The following is a 19,910-nucleotide window of genomic DNA, read 5'->3' on the forward strand; positions in this document are numbered from 1 at the left end:
CCCAATCGCCGGCAAGCCGGCCCCCAGGAGCGCTTACTTCGCCGGCGCGTCGTCTACCACCTTGAAGCGCAGCACACCGATCACTTGGCCATCTTCGGTCAGCACGCGCACCTGCCATTTACCTGCGGGGTTTGGCGGGAAGTTCTGCTTGTGGGTCCACGCACGGTAGCCCTCCTTGCGCCCGCCATGGATATCCAGGGCGATACGGTCCACTTCCTTGCCGTCCTTCTGCCACACATGGTAGATGCGCTCGTTGAGGCCGCGCGGTGCGTTGATAGCGGTGTAGGCATACAGGCCACTGCTGCGAATGCGGCTGGCGGCAACTTCATCCAGCGATTCACCGGGCTGGCGGTTCAATACCTCAGTGCTGACCGCCACTTCGGTCATCCACAGGGTGGCCGGTGGGACCCACGAGCGCAGTAACCAACCGCCCCCGCCCACCGCCAGGGTCATCAGTACCAGCGCCACGCCACGGCGCCAAGTGTTGATCGGGAAACTGCTGGCCAGGCTCGGGAACGACAGCACCATGGCGGCAATCAGTGCCAGCTTGAAGCTTTGCGCAGTGGTCAGGTGCAGGATGATCGGCAGTGCCGTCAACAGCGCGGCGAACAGGGTGAGGGTGTGCAGCGCCATGAACAGCCAGCGCCGCGGTGCGAGCCACTTGTAGTACAGCGGGTCGACGATCGAGACCAGCCCGGCGGCACCGAGCAGGCCGGTGAACACCAATTGGCCACTGTTCCAGGTGGTGGTGATGAAAAAGAACGGCAGTACGAAGAACAGGCTTTCCTGGTGGATCATCTGCGTCGCGTAGCGCAGCAGCGGCTGAGGAATTTCCCGTTTGAAGGTGCGGGCGAACAGGCCTGTCAGGGTGTTCTCCAGCATCAGCCAGATCCAGCTGACCAGCATGAGAATGGCTACCCAGCTGGCCAGGCTGGCTTGGCGGTCGACCAGAATGAAGCTGCCGATACCTGAGAGGAAACCGCCGAGCGCGATGATGCCGGGGTAGCGTTTGAGCAGTTCGATGACGCGCTGGACGATACGGGGAATAGGGGGCATGGGTATACAACAGAGTGGTAGGGTGACTGTGCCGCGCCGTCGCGGGTAAACCCGCGAAGAGGCCGGTACTGGCGAAAGGATACCGCCGAATCACCGCTGCCGTGTAGCACCGCTCGGTGGTTGGGGTGAAGTACGCCGGCGCCGCAGCAGCCCGGCAGCCAGGATCACCCCCAGTAACAGCGCAATCAGCCCATACAGCTCGTCATATCCAAGCAAAGGCTTCTCGATACGCAGATAACCTTCATCCTTGAGCAATGCCTTCAGTGCCTCGTTGGCCTGCTCCAGGCTGACCTGTCGTAGCTGCCGGGCCGGGTCGGCAAACCGCCCGTTGCTGTAGGCGTTGAGTGCCCCCCAGTAATAATCGGCCAGCGCGCTATTGCCCTGGGTACTCCAGCTTTCCTTGGCGACGGCGGCCTCCTTGATACGGGCGAATGTATCCGGATCAAGGCCATCCTCGCGCAAGTGGTCGAACAGTTCCTGCATCACCTTGACCGCCTTGTCGACGTCGCCGCGCTCAAGGTCAGCGTTCAGGCTGAGCAGGCCACTGTCACCAAAGCTTTCGCGTTGTGCCGAAGGCCCATAGGACAGGCCGTTACGCAGGCGCAACTGGTCGTACAGGGCCCAGTCCAGATAGCGTGAGAGCAGGTCGAGTGTCGACTGGTGGTCGTTGTCCAGTACCGGCTCGATGAACAGCCAGTGCAGTTTGACGCTGTCGCCCAGAAAACCACGGGTCAGGTCGCGTCGCTGTTCGGCCTGCTGGCTGATGCTTTCCAGATTGCGCCGCTCCTGCGGCTCGGTGGCCGGCAGCTCGCCGTAGGTGCGCTCCAGGTAGGCCGGCAGTAGCCGATCGAGACCGCCAACCATGATCAAGGTCATGTTGTTGGCGGCGTACCAGCGATCACGCAGGGCCTGAACCTGCTCTAGTGTCATGTCATCGAGGTTGGAGCGTTCCGGGCATTTGAGGCCCAGCTCGGTTGCCAACTGATCGCTGGCCGGATGGCCGATGTCCTGGCGGTCGAGCCAGCGTTGCAGGTGGCCGTAGTGGCCGCCGTCTTCACGTTCGATGATGCGCTTGGCCGTGGCCAGCGCCTTGGCGTCGATGCGGGTGTCGCGCAGTACCGCCAGCAGCAGGTCGAGCACTTTGCGCTGGTTGCGCGCGGGGGCCTCGATGACGAAGGTGGTGTCGGCGCTGCTGGTGAAGGCATTCCATTCGCCGCCCAAAGCCTGCAGGCGCTCTTCCAAGCCGCCCTCACCGGTCTCGTCGATGCCGCTGAACAGCAAGTGCTCGAGCAGGTGCGGCAACTCTTTCTGCTCGCAGTCGAAGTCGTCCAGGCCCACACCCACCACCAGGCGGATCGCCACATGATCGCGTTCGTAGCCGGATTTAAGGACAACCTGCAGACCGTTGGGCAGCAGGTAGCCCTCGACCCGCGAACGGTCGAGGGCGAATGAGTGCAGGCTACAGATCAGCAGGCAAACGAAGGTCAGGCAACGCATGGGCGAGCTTGGGTCTCCAGGTAGGCGAGATCAGGGTAGGCGGGCTTCGTCCGGCACGCTGTCGAGCAATAGCCCGCCGGTGTCCGAGCCACCCAGTACCACATAGGCACTGCTGCAGAACAAAGAGTTCAACCGCTTCATGTCAGCGATCAGCTCCAAGTGTAGCGAACTGGTCTCGATACTTTGCACCACCTTGCGTTGCAAGCGGCTGACATGGGCATGGGCCAGGCGCCTTTCCTGGGCTCGGAAGCGGCGTTTTTCCCGCAACAGCAAGCGTGCGCTTTCCGGGTCGGCGCTGAGAAATACCGAAAGGCCCAGGCGCAGGTTGGTCAGCAATTGCTCTTGTAGGCCGGTCAGTTCTTGCAGGCCGACCTGGGAAAACTCCCGGCGTTGGCTGGTCTTCTGCTGTTGGACCTTGCGCAGCATGCGTTCGACCAGGTCACAGGCCAGCTTGAGGTTGATCGCCAGCTCGATGATTTCGGCCCAGCGCCTGTTGTCCTGATCGCTGAGGTCCTCCCGGGGCATTTGGGCCAGGTACAGTTTGATGGCGCTGTACAGCGCTTCGGCATCTTCGCCCAGGGCACGGACCTGCTGTGGGAGGGCGGTCTGAGTGCCGCGCAGGGCGTTGAGCATGGCCTCGAGCAGGCTGTCGACGATATCGCCCAGGCGCAACGTTTCGCGGGCAGCATTGGCTAGGGCAAGGCTGGGTGTGGTGAGTGCCGAGGCGTCCAGGTGGCGTGGGCGTACTTGGCCGTTGCCGTTCTCGCGCTCCGGCAACAAGCAGTTGCACAGGCGCCCCATGGGCTTGACGGTGGGCAGCAGGACCAGACACCGCAGTGTGTTGTAAAGCAGGTGGAAGCCGATCACCAGCTCCTGGGGGCTGAAGCTCAGCGAGTCCATCCACGCCACCAGCGGATTCAGCACCGGGATGATCAGCACCAGGCCGATCAGCTTGTACAACAGGCTGCCCAAGGCTACTCGCCGGCCCGCGGGGTTCTGCATGCTGGTGCTGAGAAAGGCCAGCAGCCCGCTGCCGATGTTGGCGCCGACCACCAGGCCGATGGCCACTGGCAGGCTGATCAGTTCAGCGCCGGCCAAGGTGGCGGTCAGCAGCACTGCCGCCAGGCTGGAGTACGAAACCATGGCGAACACTGCGCCAACCAACGCATCGAGCAGGATGTCTCCGGTCAATGAGGCGAACAGTACTTTCACACCTTGAGCCTGGGTGATCGGGGTGGCCGCCTGAACGATCAGTTCCAGCGCCAGAATGATCAGGCCCAGGCCGATGCCTACCCGGCCCAGCTGGCCCGCGCGCGTCTGCTTGCGCGACAGAAAAAAGATCACGCCCAGGAATATCAGCAACGGCGAAAGCCATGAAAGGTCCAGGGTAAGCACCCTGGCCATCAGCGCGGTACCGACATCGGCACCGAGCATGATTGCCAGTGCCGGGGTCATTGCCATAAGGCCCTGACCCACGAATGACGTCACCAGCATGGCGGTGGCGTTGCTGCTCTGTACCACGGCCGTGACCAAGATACCGGCGATGAACGCAAATGGTCGCCGGTTCATGTTCTGGCTCAGGACCCGGCGCAGGTTGGAGCCGAACACTCTCAGGATGCCGGTACGGACGATGTGCGTGCCCCATACCAGCAACGCGACGGCGGAAAGCAGGTTGAGCAGGGTCAGCATGGTGTAGCCCCCCTCTTATCCGGGCTCCAAAGGCGGAGCCAATGGGTGAAGCGGTAAGCCTGGCCCGGGGGTGGGTGTTTTTATCCAGTGCTTACTCAAGCTTTAGTTGTTTTGCGGACCTATCGCCAGCTTGGCATGCTCGGCCAGCATTTGAAACCTGTCTGTCATGAAATCCAAGGCATGAAAAAGGGCCCTGATGAGGGCCCTCGAATACTGAGTTCGCGGTGCTTACTGACCCGGAATGTCCTTGCGCAATTTCACTGCGTCTTGCTCCTTGCCACGCTTGCGCGCCATGGCCGTGCGCATGCGGATGTTGATGGCCTCCACCCCCAGGGAGAACGCCATGGCGAAGTAGACGTAGCCTTTGGGCACGTGCACATCGAAAGATTCGGCGATCAGCACGGTGCCTACAACGATCAGGAACGAAAGCGCAAGCATCTTCAGCGAAGGGTGTTTGTCGATGAAGTTGCTGATTGCACCGGCGCACAACATCATCACCAGTACTGCCACGATGATTGCGGCGACCATCACCGGCACATGCGAAACCATGCCTACAGCAGTGATCACCGAGTCCAGGGAGAAGACGATGTCGATGATGGCGATCTGAATGATGGTGAAGAGGAACGTGCCGCCCTTGCCCTTGGGCTCGTCACCGCTTTCGTCCTCGCCTTCCAGGCCGTGGTAGATCTCCTGCGAGCTTTTCCACAGCAGGAACAGGCCGCCAAAGAACAGAATCAGGTCGCGGCCCGAGATGCCCTGGCCAAATACCACGAACAGGTCGGCAGTCAGGCGCATGACCCAGGTGATCGACAGCAACAGCAAAATGCGGGTGACCATGGCCAGGGCCAGGCCGAAGATTCTGGTGCGCGCCTGCATGTGCTTAGGCATGCGGCTGACCAGAATCGAGATCATGATGATGTTGTCGATACCGAGAACGATCTCAAGCGCAGTGAGGGTGAAAAAGGCAACCCAGATTTCCGGGCTGGTCAGCCATTCCATGAATATTCCTTCGAGCGATAGTGGCGAAGCGCCCCTGCACGGGACACTTCGCGTTGCGGTGACAGGCGTTTATTTACAGACTGCTGAACAGCGGAAAAATGCCCATCAGCAGTGCGGCGAGCATTATGCACATGCACACCAGTACTGCCCACTTGAGGGTGAAGCGCTGATGATCACCGAATTCGATGCCTGCCAGCGCCACCAGCAGGTAGGTCGAGGGTACCAGCGGGCTCAGCAGGTGTACCGGTTGGCCGACGATCGAAGCGCGGGCCATTTCCACCGGGCTGATGCCGTAGTGGCTGGCCGCTTCGGCCAGCACCGGCAGCACCCCGTAATAGAAGGCGTCGTTGGACATGAAGAAGGTGAACGGCATGCTTACGATCGCGGTGATCACCGCCAGGTAAGGGCCCAGTGCTTCGGGAATGACCGCCAGCAAGCTTTTGGACATGGCCTCGACCATGCCGGTGCCCGACAGGATGCCGGTGAAGATACCGGCAGCGAAGATCAGCCCGGTCACGGCGAGTACGCTGCCTGCGTGGGCGGCAATACGGTCCTTCTGCTGCTGAAGGCAAGGGTAGTTGACGATCATGGCGATGCTGAAGGCGATCATGAACAGCACCGGCAGTGGCAGCAGGCCTGCGATCAGCGCAGCCATCAGCGCAGCGGTGAGCGCACCGTTGAACCACAGAAGCTTCGGCCGGCGTGCGTCGGGGAACTGCGACACGGTGATTTCGCTGTGATCGATGTCGTCGGTAGGCAGGTGCAGTTCACCCAGGCGGGCACGTTCACGCTTGCCGTACATGTAGGCGATGGCCAGGATCGCCAGCACGCCGAAGACCATGGCCGGGATCATCGGTACGAAAATGTCCGAAGGGTCTACGTGCAGGGCACTGGCTGCGCGGGCAGTGGGGCCGCCCCATGGGGTCATGTTCATTACCCCACCGGCGAGTATGATCAGGCCGGCCATGATCCGCGGGCTCATGCCCAGGCGGCTGTACAGAGGCAGCATGGCGGCGCAGCAGATCATGTAGGTGGTGGCGCCGTCACCGTCCAGCGAGACCACCAGGGCCAGCACGGCGGTACCGACCGAGACTTTCAGCGGGTCGCCCTTGACCAGCTTGAGGATCTTGCGCACCGCCGGGTCGAACAGGCCGGAGTCGATCATCAGGGCGAAGTAAAGGATGGCGAACATCAGCATGACGCCGGTGGGGGCGAGCTTGCTGATGCCTTCGAGCATCATCGGGCCGATCTTGGCGGAAAAACCACCGAACAGGGCGAACAGGATCGGTACCAGGATCAGCGCGATCAAGGCCGACAGGCGCTTGGTCATGATCAGGTACATGAAGGTGATGACCATGGCAAAGCCGAGAAAGGTCAGCATGGCAATACTCCAGGCGTGGCGCGGCGAAAGGAAAGTCGATCGGGCGAATCAGCGCGTTGAGCGCTGCGCGGGGAGCAAGCGGAGGGGTACTGCGAAAGGGCGGGCACAGAAATACATCGGAATCACCATTGTTGTTGTTGATTGGGCCGGGCGCGGAAGATTCCGGGTGCCCTGGCTGACCGGTCTTGTGCCGGTAGTGGTGGCTATCCTATGGGTGCAAGCTTTCAGCCAGCTTTCGCCAGGAAAAGGGCGACGGGAGGTAGGAGATGTCAGAGGTAACCGAAGGTGGCTGCCATTGCGGCGCCTTGCGCTATTGCTTGAAGGGTGAATTGACGGATATCGCCCATTGTCATTGTTCGATCTGCAGGCGGGTCAGCGGCGGCCTGCTGGTGACCTGGCTCACCGTGCCTCGCTCCGGTTTCCAATGGGTGGCAGGCAGGCCGCAGTGCTATGTGGCTCCGGCCAGTTGCAAGCGCTACTTCTGCGGTGATTGTGGTGCACATGTGGCGTTGGTGACGTCGCATAGCCCGGGCAGCATCGATGTGACGGTAGCGACGCTGGACCACCCGGAACGGGTGCGGGCCACGCGGCACATCTGGACCGGGAGCCGGTTGCCCTGGCTGCATGTGGATGAAGGGTTGCCTGAAGAGGAAGAGGAAAAACTCTAGCCTCTGGATGGCATTACCCGCCCTATCGCCGGCTTGCCGGCGATAGGGCCAGGAGGGCAATCAAGGCAGTTGCAGGCCGCCTGCTGCTTTGTGCAGCGCCCGCAGGTGCTCACCAATCAGCTTCACATTGGCCTCGACCGCAGCAATTTCCTTGGCCCGCGAAGGCTCCAGCAGCGCTCTCACTTCTCTGTCGAGGTCAGTGCTCAAGCGCAGCAACTGTGCCTGCCGTTCAGTACTGACTTTTTCCAGATGCTTGCGCTCGTCCGGCTGCGGTAGCCCGTATCCCTTTGTATCCAGCAGTTCGGCCGGGCGGCTGAGAAAGCCACTGTTGGCGAGCATCTGCTTCAGGGTCTGGTCGGCCTTGTTGATACTGCCATCTTTCAGCGCGGCCGCATTCAGATAGCGCTGCTTCACTTCATCCTGAGCCAGCAGCAGTTGGCGGCGCAGGCTGGCCTGTTCCAGCAGAAGCAAGGCGGCGCTGGTGCGCAGGTCGGCTTGCAAGAACCAGCTGCGGCGCTGTTCGGCGTCCTGGGCCAGCCAGTCCTCGACCTTGTCCTGCTTGACTGGCAGCTGTTTCTTCAGCACATCGAACATCGCTTGATAGCGGTCGCGATAGGAGTCGAAACGGTAGCCCAGGCGCAAGGCTTCGCGCGGGTCGTCGAGCACGCTGGTATCGGCCAGTCCCCGGCCCTTCAATACTGCAAGCAAACCGTTGGGCATGATGCTGTCGAGGTCGTTCAGGCGCGGGTTGGCGGTGCCGCTGCGTAGCAGTTTCAATGATTCCACCGCACAGTTGTTGGACAGGAACCAGTAGTTGCCGTCATAGCTCCAGTGCATCTCGGCGGCCTGGCGTACCAGATTTTCAACTTCGTCGCGGTTGAGCTTCAGCGGCACCGACGCCAGGCTGCGCAGTTCGGTCTTGGTGTATTCGTCGATTACTTGGGCCAGCGGTAGCACGAACAGCCTCGACGGATAGGCGCCAACCAGGCCATCCCAGCTGGACAGTTGAACGTCATTGACGAAGGCACGGTAGGAGAGCACCAGGTGCTGGTCGAGGTCCAGGCGGCAGTCTGGCCCGCGTGGGCGGCCGGGCTTGCAGATCACCAGGCGCAGCATGCTGTGGCCCCAACGGCTCACCAGGTTCTGGTTGGCCTCGGCCAGGAGAAAGTCCACTTCGTAGACCCGTTCCGGGTCGATTTCGCCCAACGGCTGGCGGGCGAAGTCGCTGCCGGCGTTGAGGAATGGCAAGCCCTTGGCGCACGTTGCCTGCTCGGGCGCCCAGCCGAAATGATCAGCCAGGTACTGATTGAGCGCTGGCCGACGGCAGCCGTAGCTCGGGTCCAGGAGGAAGTACTCCATGTTGACCGCGATGTATTCCTTGGGGCTGCTCAGCTCGTAGCTGTCGGGGCTGCGCAGGAACTGGCCATTGTGCTGTTCACGCTCACCGCGGCGGCCGACGTATTGCTGCCAGCCGGCCAGGTCGAGCAGGCGCGGGTCGTCGCTCAGGGTAAAGCGGCGCTCGGCCTGGCCGCGGCATTGCTCGGGAAGACCGATCTTGCCAACGGTGCCTTGCTGGCGCTTGCAGCGGGCGATCAGCGAATGTTCAGCACTGGGCCAGAGCCGGGCTCGGTCGTATATGTGGGTAAGTTCGTGCAGGACTGTAGCCAGCAACTCCTCACGCACCGTGCCATGCGGACGGTTGGTGCGCTCCTGCGCAGCACTGCCGTCAGTCAGGCCGGGCAGCAGGCGCCGGTTTAGCTGCAGGGTCGAGACCAAGGAGGCCTGCCCGTAGGCATCGGCTGGCATGTTGTCGCTCCAGCTGACCTCAATGCGCCGGTTGAGCTGTTGCTTGAAGCGGGGAGGGAGCTTGGCCAAAGCCTCATCAAGCAGGGCTTGGGTGGCTTGAGCCTGCTGTGGGGCCAGGCCGGCTGACTGCAGCTCGAGCTGCAGGTCAGCCAGGGCGGGCGTGCCCAGCAGCGTCAGGGCGCAGCCGAGCAACCAGGCACGTACGTGGTTCACAGCGCCAGGATGGCTTCGGCCAGCACCTGGTCGCTGGCGCCGCGCGCTTCAGGCACGCGTTCGCGCAGGGTGTTGAAGGCGGCCTCAAGCTGGGCGCCACGAATATCACCGTTGCTGGCGACGAAGCTGGCGGCATCGTCATGAGCTTCACGCACGACCTTTGAGTCGCGGATCGAGGTGGTGGTGTCAGAGGTGAAGTCGATCGAGCGGCCAAAGGCCCGCACGATGATGTTGCTGGTGGCCACCAGAGTTTGTGCCTGGGCCAGGTCGGCCAGCAGCAACATGCCGAGGGTAGCGGCGATCAGCGGTTTACGCATGGAGCATCTCCGGAAATACAGGGAGTCAGATTTAATGATTGGACGAGAATTGCTTCTGCCAGTTCAAGGTCGCCGACAGATTGACGGGCGCCGTCATGGCGCAGCGACTTGAGTGCTGCTTCCAGACGTGCTCCGTGAATCAGGCCGTCGCTGGCGACGAAGGCAGCGGCATCATCGCGAGCCTGCCTGACCAGCTTGCGGTCGAATGGGGCAGTCGTGACTTGGCTTGTGACGTAGCCTGTGATGACTAGGCCTTGCGTGGTGGTGTCCATGGCATGGGCACTGCCCATGGCGACTACGGAAAACAGCAGCGGCAACAGATAACGCATTGGCTTTCTTACGACAGGAACAGGGACGTCGAAGGCTAGCCCACAAGTACCGGCCAGGGCCAGCGCTTGTGGGCTGCAGCAGGTCAGATCGCCAGAATGGCCTGGGCCAACTGCGCATCGCTGGCCTTCAGAGCTGGCATGTTCGAGCGGATGTGCAGCAAAGCGCTCTCGAGCTTGGCGCCGCGAATGGCGCCCTGGCTACCCACATAGCTGGCCGCATCGTCTCGAGCGGCCTGAACGATCTTGTCATCACGGAAAGACGATGACACATCGGAGGTAGCGTCGGTGGAGGCGGCAACCGCGCCAACGACTGCATCAGTAGTGACAATGAAGCTGGTGGCGTGGGCAGTGCCGGCCAGGCCGAGCAGCAGGGCTGCGCCAATCAGGTAATTACGGGTCATGGTCGTGCACTCCTGGGGAAGATTCGGGTGGATCTGCTTATTGGACGCTCACACGGTTCGTCACGGTGGCTTTGAACATCTGGTTTTTACCAGACTGCCCAGTCAAGCGTATCACGCGCCGGAATTTATGGATGTTAATGAACGGGGCACAAGGTAACTGTTATGGTCTATTTTGATATTTTGAAAATTGTACCTTTTCAGTGATGGCAGGCTCTGCTTCAAGGGTGGCAGGGAACTACCCCATAAAAAAACCCGCTGCAGTCTCCTGCAACGGGTTTGGGAATTCACGGTGCCAGCCGAAGCCGGCGAGCCGGTGCTTAGCGCCAGAACGGCTTGCTCAGCTCTTCGTAACGCTGCGACTCGCTGATACCGGCATCGGCCAGCAGGCGGGCATCGAGACGCGCCAGCTGACGGCGGCTGGCCATGCGTCGCTGCCACAGCAGCAGGGTAGAGAGCGCGCGCAGCGGCAGCGAAGCGTTGGTTTGCTGGGCGTTGTTTTCGAAAACGAGACCGGAACTGAGGGTACGTTCCATGATGTTTCATCCTTCCGCTTATGGCGGGACTAGGGAGTGATTTAACTGGTACCAATGATCCTCCTCTGCTGTCCATAACAGTAGATACAGTTCTACTGCATTACGATGGTTCAGTTAACTGTGTAACCCTACTGTTGCACTCGAAACAGGCGCAACTGTACTGGTCCGCACCGTTATGGTGCTTTTTCAGGTTTTAGATGGGTTTGAGTAGGCGGGAGCGTGGAGAATTAACAGTACAGTAGTACAGTTTTATATTCTTCAGTGCTTGCTGAATCGGGCTTGAGCCGAGAAAGGGCTGCAGGGCAGCCCTCGAGGTGTTGCTGTGGCGTCAGGAGCGCGTGGCGGCCGCTGGCAAAGGCAGACCGCTGCTATAGATCAGCTGGCGAGCATACGCCCACTTTCTTCCAGATTTTCGTGCCAGCTCAGCGCCTCACGCAGGATATGCGGGGTGTGGCCGCCACGCAGGCAAGCGCGATCGAAATAGTCGTTCAGCGCTGCACGGTAATCCGGGTGGACACAGTTATCGATGATCGCCCGTGCCCGTTCCCGTGGCGCGAGGCCCCGCAGGTCGGCGAGCCCCTGTTCGGTCACCAGGATGTCCACGTCGTGCTCGGTGTGGTCGACATGGCTCACCATGGGCACCACGCTGGAAATCGCCCCGCCTTTGGCGATCGACTTGGTGACGAATACGGCCAGGTGAGCATTTCGGGCGAAATCGCCGGAGCCACCGATACCGTTCATCATCCGGGTGCCACAGACGTGCGTGGAGTTGACGTTGCCGTAGATGTCGAACTCCAGCGCCGTGTTGATGCCGATGATGCCCAGGCGGCGCACGACTTCAGGGTGGTTGGAGATCTCCTGCGGGCGCAGTACCAGCTTGTCCTTGTAGCGCTCCAGGTTGCCGAATACGTCGGCATTACGACGCCCCGACAGGGTGATGGAGCTGCCTGAGGCAAAACTCAGCTTGCCAGCGTCGATCAGATCGAAGGTCGAGTCCTGAAGTACTTCGGAGTACATGGTCAGGTCCTCGAACGGCGACTCGATCAGGCCACACATCACCGCGTTGGCGATGCTGCCGATGCCGGCTTGCAGCGGGCCGAGCCTGTTGGTCATGCGGCCTGCATCCACTTCGTTCTTGAGGAAGTTGATCAGGTGGTCGGCGATGGCCTGGGTTTCATCATCCGGCGGTAGCACCGTGGAGGGCGAATCTGGCTGATCGCTGATGACGATGCCGACGATCTTGGCGGGGTCGATCGGGATCGCGGTGCTGCCGATGCGGTCATCCACTTTCACCAGCGGGATCGGCGTGCGGGTCGGGCGATAAGTCGGGATATAGATGTCGTGCAGGCCTTCGAGGTTGGCGTTGTGCGACAGGTTGATCTCGACAATCACCTGCTTGGCGAAGATCGCGAAGCTCGCCGAGTTGCCCACCGAGGTGGTCGGTACGATGTGGCCCTGTTCAGTAATGGCCACCGCTTCGATTACCGCGATGTCCGGCAGTTTGAGCTGCTGGTTACGCAGTTGCTCGACGGTTTCCGACAGGTGCTGGTCGATGAACATCACCTGACCGTCGTTGATGGCTTTGCGCAGGGTGCTGTCGACCTGGAACGGCATGCGGCGCGCCAGCACGCCGGCCTCGGTCAGTTGCTTGTCCAGGTCATTGCCCAGGCTGGCGCCGGTCATCAGGCTGATTTTCAGAGGCGACAGCTTGGCGCGTTCGGCCAAGGCATGCGGTACGGCCTTGGCTTCGCCGGCGCGGGTGAAACCGCTCATGCCGACGGTCATGCCGTCCTCGATCAGGCCAGCGGCGTCAGCCGCACTCATTACCTTGCTGTGCAGGGAGGACAAGCGGATACGATCACGGTACATGGATTGTTATCTCGGGCTACTGAAGCTACTGCAGCGCAGTCTAGAGATTTACCCCGGCGCCGTCCCGCGACCATGGTCGTATGAGGAGCCAGGGAATACAGCCATTGATCTGGATCACCAAAATGAAAAAGCCCCGGGAGGGATCTCGCCGGGGCTTCTTTATATTCCACTGGGTGGTGGAAGCGGGGTTACTCGACGGCTTTGACCATATCCTCGATGACCTTCTTCGCGTCACCGAACACCATCATGGTCTTGTCCAGGTAGAACAGTTCGTTGTCCAGGCCGGCGTAGCCGCTGGCCATCGAGCGTTTGTTGACGATGATGGTCTTGGCTTTGTAAGCCTCCAGGATCGGCATGCCCGCGATCGGCGACTTTGGATCGTTCTTAGCCGCCGGGTTGACCACGTCGTTGGCGCCCAGCACCAACACTACGTCGGCCTGACCGAACTCAGCGTTGATGTCTTCCATCTCGAACACTTGGTCGTAGGGCACTTCGGCCTCGGCCAGCAGTACGTTCATGTGCCCAGGCATGCGCCCTGCCACCGGGTGGATCGCGTACTTCACGGTCACGCCGTTGTGGGTCAGCTTCTCGGTCAGTTCCTTGAGCGCGTGCTGGGCACGTGCTACCGCCAGGCCGTAGCCGGGCACGATGATCACCGTGTCGGCGTTGCTCAGCAGGAAGGTCGCGTCGTCGGCCGAGCCAGACTTCACCGGGCGCTGCTCTTTCGAGCCTTGCGCCGCGCCGGTATCGGTATCCCCGCCGAAGCCGCCGAGGATGACGTTGAAGAACGAGCGGTTCATCGCTTTGCACATGATGTACGAGAGGATCGCACCGCTGGAGCCCACCAGCGAGCCGGCGATGATCAGCATCGAGTTGTTCAGCGAGAAGCCGATACCGGCCGCCGCCCAACCCGAATAGCTGTTGAGCATCGATACCACCACCGGCATGTCTGCACCGCCGATCGGGATGATGATCAGTACACCCATGATGAAGGCCAGGACCAGCATCAAGGTGAAGGCGCTGTAGTGGCCGGTGAACGTGAACAGCAGGCCCAGGGCAATTGTGGTCAGGCCCAGAATCAGGTTCAGCTTGTGCTGGCCGGCGAACTGTACCGGTGCGCCTTGGAACAGGCGGAACTTGTACTTGCCCGACAGCTTGCCGAACGCGATCACGGAACCGGAGAAGGTGATTGCACCTATGGCAGCGCCAAGGAACAGCTCCAGGCGGTTACCGGTGGGGATCGGGTCGCTGATGCTGGCGACAATGCCCATCGATTGCGGCTCGAGTACTGCCGCGATGGCAATGAATACCGCCGCCAGGCCGATCATGCTGTGCATGAAGGCGACCAGCTCCGGCATCTTGGTCATCTCTACGCGCTTGGCCATGATCGAACCAGCGGTACCGCCGACCAGCAGGCCGACGATGACGTAGCCAATCCCGGCAGTTGCCAGCTCTGCCCCAAGCTTATAGATGAGGCCAACCGTGGTGAGGATCGCGATCCCCATGCCGATCATGCCGAACAGGTTGCCGCGCCGCGACGTGGTCGGGTGCGACAGGCCTTTGAGCGCCTGAATGAAGCAGACAGAGGCGACGAGGTAGAGGAGCGTTACCAGATTCATGCTCATGCTTACTTCTGCGCCTCGTTCTTGGTTTTCTTCTTGAACATCTCAAGCATGCGACGGGTGACCAGGAAGCCACCGAACACATTGACCGCAGCCAGGGCCACCGCCAGGGTGCCCATCAGCTTGCCGGCCGGGGTCACGGTCAGCGCGGCAGCCAGCATGGCGCCGACGATGACGATGGCCGAGATGGCGTTGGTGACCGCCATCAGGGGCGTGTGTAGTGCCGGGGTGACGTTCCAGACCACGTGGTAGCCGATATAGATGGCCAGCACGAAGATGATCAGGTTGTAGATGCCATGGGAAATCAGCATGTCTTCCATTGTCGTGCTCCTTAGCCGTTCTTGCGCACGACCTGGCCGTCGCGGCACATGAGGCACGCGGCGACGATGTCGTCTTCGAGGTTGATGGCCAGCGCGCCGTCCTTGTCGAACAGCAGCTTCATGAAGTCCAGCAGGTTGCGTGCATACAGCGCCGAGGCATCTGCACCCACCTGAGCCGGCAGGTTGGTCGGGCCGACGATGGTCACGCCGTTTTCCATCACTACCTGGTCGGCGACGGTCAGCGGGCAGTTGCCGCCCTGGGCAGCGGCCAGGTCGATGACCACCGAGCCTGGCTTCATCTGCGCCACGGTCTCGGCGCTGAGCAGCGTCGGTGCCTTACGCCCGGGGATGAGCGCCGTAGTGATGACGATGTCGGCCTGTTTTGCGCGCTCATGCACGGCCTGGGCTTGGCGCTGCATCCAGCTGGCCGGCATCGGCCGGGCATAGCCGCCGACGCCCTCTGCGCACTCGCGTTCCTCATCGGTCTCATAGGGCACGTCGATGAACTTGGCGCCCAGCGACTCGATCTGCTCCTTGACAGCCGGGCGTACGTCGGACGCCTCGATGACTGCGCCCAGGCGCTTGGCGGTGGCGATGGCCTGCAGGCCGGCAACGCCAGCACCCAGGATCAGCACGCGCGCGGCCTTCACAGTGCCGGCGGCGGTCATCAGCATGGGCATGAAGCGCGGGTAATGATGGGCAGCCAGCAACACGGCCTTGTAACCTGCGATGTTGGCCTGGGACGACAGCACGTCCAGGCTCTGGGCCCGCGAAGTACGCGGCGCGGCCTCCAGGGCGAAGGCAGTGATACCGCGCTCTGCCATCTTGCCGATCAGCTCGTTGTTGAATGGGTTGAGCATGCCCACCAGAAGACTGCCGCTGTTGATCAGGGCCAGCTCCTGGTCGTTGGGACCGACCACCTTGAGGACTAGTTGGGCGCCGTAGGCATCGGCTGCACTTCCCAGGGAAGCACCCACGGCCTCATAGGCACTGTCCGGAATGCTGGCATTGAGCCCTGCCCCCCGTTGGACGGTGACCTGATGGCCCTGGCCAATCAGTTTCTTGATGGTTTCCGGGGTCGCAGCGACCCTTGTCTCACCGGTCTGCGTCTCGAGAGGAACACCAATGTGCACGACTATTTCTCCTGCGGTGACCTTTTTGTCTTTATAGAAGCCAGCGCACTTCGGATGGTGCGCGGGTTTGGCTGTTGAGCGCCAGTCCGCCGAATCCAGGGCGGGCGGAGCATTTTGCAGACGAACCCGAGGGCCTTCAACCGGTTCTGGAGCGAAACGAAGTTAAAACTACAAGTCACCCTGTGACTGTATGTCGCAACGAATAGGGCGCAGCCCGTCAAACATGGGCTATTGGCAGATTAGGGGATTTTTTGAAATTTTTTGCGTTGATTTCGCAGATGGACTCGCGAAGGTCGTAAAAACCCTCTGAAAGCCGCGTGTTTAGGGGTTTTGTTGGGGTTTTTCGATTCACCTGAACAGTTTTCTTATATGCGACAAAAACATACATCTGTAGGTGTTCAAAATAATTGACTACAAGGGTAGGGAAGGGGCGATGTAATGCTGTGCCTGCCCCAGCAGCCAATCACGGAATGCCCGCAGCGACGCCGATTCGGCCTTGCGCTCGGGAATCATCAGATAATAGGCCTTGTCACTGGACAGGGCGTATCTGTTAGCGACCACCAGTCTGCCTTCCTCCAGTTCCCGCTGGATCAGGAACGGTGGTATCAGCGCGATGCCCATCTCGTGTATGGCAGCTTGGGCCAGCATTGAGAACAGTTCATAGCGTGGGCCTGTCATGTCGCCGGAAACGTTCATGCCCAGACCATTGAACCACTGGCGCCAGGCATAGGGCCGAGTGGTCTGCTGCAGCAGCGGCAGGTTGGCGATTCGCGTCGCGTCGAGCATGCCTTGCCCGCCCAGCAAGGCCGGGCTGCACACGGGTACCGGGTTTTCGCCCATCAGGCGGTGGGAGTGCGTGCCAGACCAGTCGCCATCGCCAAAATAGATAGCGGCATCGAACGTGGTATCGGCAAACAGGAACGGCCGTGTGCGGTTGGTGAGGTTGACGGTGACATCCGGGTGTCGCTGCTGGAAGTCCTTGAGGCGCGGCAGCAACCATTGGGTGCCGAAAGTCGGTACCACGGCCAGTTCGATCACGTTGGCACCTTGCTGGCGCATTACCGACAAGGTGTCACGCTCTACTGCATCCAGCTGTGCGGCAACCTGGCGGCTATACGACAGTCCCGCCTCTGTCAGCTTGACGCCGCGCCGCGAGCGCCGGAACAGCTCCACGTTGAGAAACGCCTCGAGGCCGCCGATCTGGCGACAGACGGCGCCTTGGGTCAATGCAAGTTCCTGGGCGGCCTTGGTAAAGCTCTCGTGGCGCGCTGCCGCTTCGAAGCAGACTAATGCGGTGGTGCTGGGGATCTTGCGACGCATGTACGGCAACCTCACTCATAGCATTTGCAAGAAGGGGTTTTGAAGTGTTTCGGAGTGATAAATTATCACTAATACGTGCGCAATCCTCGTTTGTCCTCGTTGTAGATCAGGCCTAGGATCAAAGGCACAAGAATCTGCTCCCCTATTTCGAGGATTTCGCTCATGGCCGGTAAAGCAAGCTTCAACTGGATCGACCCGCTGCTGCTGGACCAGCAGCTCACTGAAGAAGAGCGCATGGTTCGTGACAGCGCCTATCAGTTCGCCCAGGACAAGCTGGCCCCGCGCGTGCTGGAGGCGTTCCGTCATGAGCAGACCGACCCCGCTATTTTTCGCGAAATGGGTGAAGTCGGCCTGCTGGGCGCAACCATTCCCGAGCAATATGGCGGGAGTGGGCTCAACTACGTGTGCTACGGGCTGATTGCCCGGGAAGTGGAGCGTATCGACTCTGGCTATCGCTCGATGATGAGTGTGCAGTCTTCACTGGTGATGGTGCCGATCAACGAGTTCGGTACCGAAGCGCAGAAACAGAAGTACCTGCCCAAGCTTGCCAGCGGTGAGTGGATCGGTTGCTTCGGTCTGACCGAACCTAACCATGGCTCCGACCCGGGCTCGATGATCACCCGTGCCAGAAAGGTGGACGGCGGCTATCGCCTGAGCGGCAGCAAGATGTGGATCACCAACAGCCCGATCGCCGATGTGTTCGTGGTCTGGGCCAAGGATGACGCTGGTGATATCCGAGGCTTTGTTCTTGAAAAGGGTTGGCAGGGCCTCAGTGCACCGGCGATCCATGGCAAGGTCGGGCTGCGCGCGTCGATTACCGGCGAAATCGTGATGGACAATGTGTTCGTGCCCGAGGAAAACATCTTCCCGGATGTGCGTGGCCTCAAAGGTCCATTCACCTGCCTGAACTCTGCCCGTTATGGAATTTCCTGGGGTGCTTTGGGGGCTGCTGAAGCCTGCTGGCACACCGCTCGCCAGTACACCCTGGACCGTCAGCAGTTCGGCCGCCCGCTGGCTGCCAATCAGCTTATCCAGAAGAAACTGGCCGACATGCAGACCGAAATTACCCTGGCCCTCCAAGGCTGCCTGCGTTTGGGGCGTATGAAGGACGAGGGCACCGCTGCGGTGGAAATCACCTCGATCATGAAGCGCAACTCGTGCGGCAAGTCGCTGGACATTGCGCGTATGGCCCGTGACATGTTGGGTGGTAACGGTATCTCCGACGAGTTCGGCGTCGCGCGTCATCTGGTCAATCTTGAGGTGGTCAACACCTATGAGGGCACGCATGACGTACATGCGCTGATACTGGGGCGCGCCCAGACCGGCATCCAAGCCTTCTATTGATAAGGAGCCTGTTCATGGGCGCGCTATCTCATCTGCGGGTGCTGGACCTCTCCCGTGTGCTGGCTGGGCCTTGGTCTGGTCAGATTCTGGCTGACCTGGGCGCCGATGTGATCAAGGTCGAGCGCCCAGGGAGCGGCGATGATACTCGCGCCTGGGGGCCGCCCTTCCTCAAGGATGAACAAGGCGAGAACACCAACGAGGCGGCTTACTATTTGTCGGCCAACCGTAACAAGCGTTCGGTGACGATCGACTTTACGCAGCCGGAGGGGCAGCGCCTGGTGCGAGAGCTGGCTGCGAAGTCGGACATCGTCATCGAAAACTTCAAGGTTGGCGGGCTGGCTGCCTATGGGCTGGATTACGCGAGCCTGAAGTCGGTGAATCCCCAGCTTATCTATTGCTCGATCACTGGCTTCGGTCAGACCGGGCCCTACGCTAAGCGCGCTGGCTATGACTTCATGATCCAGGGGCTGGGCGGGCTGATGAGCCTGACCGGGCGCCCGGACGGTGAGGAGGGTGCCGGACCTGTAAAGGTAGGTGTAGCACTAACCGATATTCTGACTGGGCTGTATTCGACTGTGGCCATACTGGCGGCCCTCGCCAATCGAGACCAGGCCGGCGTTGGGCAGCACATCGATATGGCCTTGCTGGATGTGCAGGTAGCATGCTTGGCCAATCAGGCGATGAACTACCTCACTACCGGGAACCCGCCGCGACGGCTGGGCAATGCACATCCTAATATTGTGCCTTATCAGGATTTCCCGACCGCAGATGGCGACTTCATTCTTACCGTCGGCAACGATGGCCAGTTCCGCAAGTTCGCCGAGGTGGCTGGTCAGTCTCAATGGGCTGATGACCCACGCTTCGCAACCAACAAGCTGCGGGTGGCCAATCGGTCGCAGCTGATTCCCTTGATACGCCAGGCCACGGTGTTCAAGACAACGGCTGAGTGGGTGAGCCAGTTGGAGGCTGCAGGCGTGCCTTGTGGGCCGATCAATGATCTGGCGCAGATGTTCCAGGATCCGCAGGTACTTGCTCGCGGCCTGGCTGTCAGCATGCCCCATGCCTTGGGTGGGAGTGTGCCGCAGGTGGCGAGCCCTATCAGGTTATCGGAAACCCCCGTTGAGTATCGTCGTGCGCCGCCGCTGTTGGGTGAGCACACGGAGGAAGTTCTAGGTGATGTGTTGGGGTTGGATGGCGATGCGCTTGGGCGCTTGCGCAGTGCTGGTGTGCTCTGAGGCTATATATAGGTGATGAAAAGCGGGGAGGCCGACAGGCCTCCCCGCTTTGCTTTTCAGCGATAGTGGGGTTTATGGGAATTAAGCCTTGACGCGCGTTAGAATCCCCTTATAATGCGCCCCACTTCCAGCGTAGTCGGAACGAGAAACTCCTTGAAATTCAACGAGTTGCTTAATC

The 19,910-nt window shown here is 60.8% G+C and carries 18 protein-coding genes; 3 read left to right on the plus strand and 15 right to left on the minus strand.

All coding sequences use genetic code 11. From position 1 onward, the window contains the following. Positions 1-33: 33 nt before the first annotated feature. The 5 genes from ACW4TB_RS11980 to ACW4TB_RS12000 all read right to left on the minus strand — a co-directional run bounded on the left by ACW4TB_RS11980 (position 34) and on the right by ACW4TB_RS12000 (position 6,622). Positions 34-1,056, minus strand: a complete 1,023-nt coding sequence (locus ACW4TB_RS11980; protein WP_012316837.1) for a DUF5924 family protein — start codon at positions 1,054-1,056, stop codon at positions 34-36. Between the two features lie 90 nt (positions 1,057-1,146). Continuing rightward, positions 1,147-2,553, minus strand: a complete 1,407-nt coding sequence (locus ACW4TB_RS11985) for a M16 family metallopeptidase (RefSeq protein ID WP_279932353.1) — start codon at positions 2,551-2,553, stop codon at positions 1,147-1,149. A gap of 30 nt (positions 2,554-2,583) precedes the next feature. Then, positions 2,584-4,242, minus strand: a complete 1,659-nt coding sequence (locus ACW4TB_RS11990; RefSeq protein ID WP_279932351.1) for a Na/Pi cotransporter family protein — start codon at positions 4,240-4,242, stop codon at positions 2,584-2,586. Positions 4,243-4,470: 228 nt separating this feature from the next. Beyond that, positions 4,471-5,247, minus strand: a complete 777-nt coding sequence (locus ACW4TB_RS11995) for a TerC family protein (protein WP_455842981.1) — start codon at positions 5,245-5,247, stop codon at positions 4,471-4,473. A gap of 67 nt (positions 5,248-5,314) precedes the next feature. Then, entirely contained in the window at positions 5,315-6,622 is a 1,308-nt protein-coding gene (locus ACW4TB_RS12000; RefSeq protein WP_012316833.1) for a CitMHS family transporter, read from the minus strand. Positions 6,623-6,888: 266 nt separating this feature from the next. Between ACW4TB_RS12000 and ACW4TB_RS12005 the strand changes: the two genes are divergently transcribed. Beyond that, a complete protein-coding gene (locus ACW4TB_RS12005) occupies positions 6,889-7,290 on the plus strand; it encodes a GFA family protein (protein WP_279932348.1) in 402 nt (133 codons plus the stop codon). Positions 7,291-7,350: 60 nt separating this feature from the next. Here the strand turns inward: ACW4TB_RS12005 and ACW4TB_RS12010 are convergent, their stop codons facing one another. The 10 genes from ACW4TB_RS12010 to ACW4TB_RS12055 all read right to left on the minus strand — a co-directional run bounded on the left by ACW4TB_RS12010 (position 7,351) and on the right by ACW4TB_RS12055 (position 17,153). Then, positions 7,351-9,309, minus strand: coding sequence for a DUF7844 domain-containing protein (locus tag ACW4TB_RS12010; protein ID WP_279932346.1), 1,959 nt, complete (start codon positions 9,307-9,309; stop codon positions 7,351-7,353). Then, the gene (locus ACW4TB_RS12015; RefSeq protein ID WP_012316830.1) at positions 9,306-9,626 is read right to left on the minus strand and encodes a DUF2388 domain-containing protein; all 321 of its coding nucleotides are present in this window, start codon (positions 9,624-9,626) and stop codon (positions 9,306-9,308) included. The genes ACW4TB_RS12010 and ACW4TB_RS12015 overlap by 4 nt, the downstream gene beginning before the upstream one ends. Beyond that, a complete protein-coding gene (locus ACW4TB_RS12020) occupies positions 9,611-9,955 on the minus strand; it encodes a DUF2388 domain-containing protein (RefSeq protein WP_012316829.1) in 345 nt (114 codons plus the stop codon). The genes ACW4TB_RS12015 and ACW4TB_RS12020 overlap by 16 nt, the downstream gene beginning before the upstream one ends. 83 nt (positions 9,956-10,038) lie before the next feature. Further along, on the minus strand, positions 10,039-10,356 hold the full coding sequence (locus ACW4TB_RS12025) for a DUF2388 domain-containing protein (protein WP_012316828.1): 318 nt from the start codon (positions 10,354-10,356) through the stop codon (positions 10,039-10,041). Between the two features lie 317 nt (positions 10,357-10,673). Continuing rightward, entirely contained in the window at positions 10,674-10,889 is a 216-nt protein-coding gene (locus ACW4TB_RS12030; RefSeq protein ID WP_012316827.1) for a DUF1127 domain-containing protein, read from the minus strand. A gap of 375 nt (positions 10,890-11,264) precedes the next feature. Then, the gene (locus tag ACW4TB_RS12035; RefSeq protein WP_039604671.1) at positions 11,265-12,758 is read right to left on the minus strand and encodes an acetyl-CoA hydrolase/transferase family protein; all 1,494 of its coding nucleotides are present in this window, start codon (positions 12,756-12,758) and stop codon (positions 11,265-11,267) included. A gap of 188 nt (positions 12,759-12,946) precedes the next feature. Then, positions 12,947-14,383 carry an NAD(P)(+) transhydrogenase (Re/Si-specific) subunit beta gene (locus ACW4TB_RS12040; protein WP_042111833.1) on the minus strand — a complete coding sequence of 479 codons (1,437 nt, stop codon included), beginning with the start codon at positions 14,381-14,383 and terminating at the stop codon, positions 12,947-12,949. 2 nt (positions 14,384-14,385) lie between these two features. Beyond that, complete coding sequence (locus tag ACW4TB_RS12045) at positions 14,386-14,700, minus strand: NAD(P) transhydrogenase subunit alpha (RefSeq protein ID WP_012316824.1); 315 nt, start codon at positions 14,698-14,700, stop codon at positions 14,386-14,388. An 11-nt stretch (positions 14,701-14,711) separates the two neighbouring features. Continuing rightward, entirely contained in the window at positions 14,712-15,833 is a 1,122-nt protein-coding gene (locus ACW4TB_RS12050; protein ID WP_012316823.1) for a Re/Si-specific NAD(P)(+) transhydrogenase subunit alpha, read from the minus strand. Between the two features lie 411 nt (positions 15,834-16,244). Next, positions 16,245-17,153, minus strand: coding sequence for a LysR family transcriptional regulator (locus ACW4TB_RS12055; protein ID WP_012316822.1), 909 nt, complete (start codon positions 17,151-17,153; stop codon positions 16,245-16,247). 162 nt (positions 17,154-17,315) lie between these two features. On the opposite strand from ACW4TB_RS12055, the gene ACW4TB_RS12060 reads away from it, so the two are divergent. Further along, on the plus strand, positions 17,316-18,497 hold the full coding sequence (locus ACW4TB_RS12060) for an acyl-CoA dehydrogenase (RefSeq protein WP_012316821.1): 1,182 nt from the start codon (positions 17,316-17,318) through the stop codon (positions 18,495-18,497). A gap of 14 nt (positions 18,498-18,511) precedes the next feature. After that, positions 18,512-19,732, plus strand: coding sequence for a CaiB/BaiF CoA transferase family protein (locus ACW4TB_RS12065; protein WP_254466848.1), 1,221 nt, complete (start codon positions 18,512-18,514; stop codon positions 19,730-19,732). Positions 19,733-19,910 lie beyond the last annotated feature (178 nt).

Source organism: Lelliottia jeotgali (genome assembly GCF_977070485.1).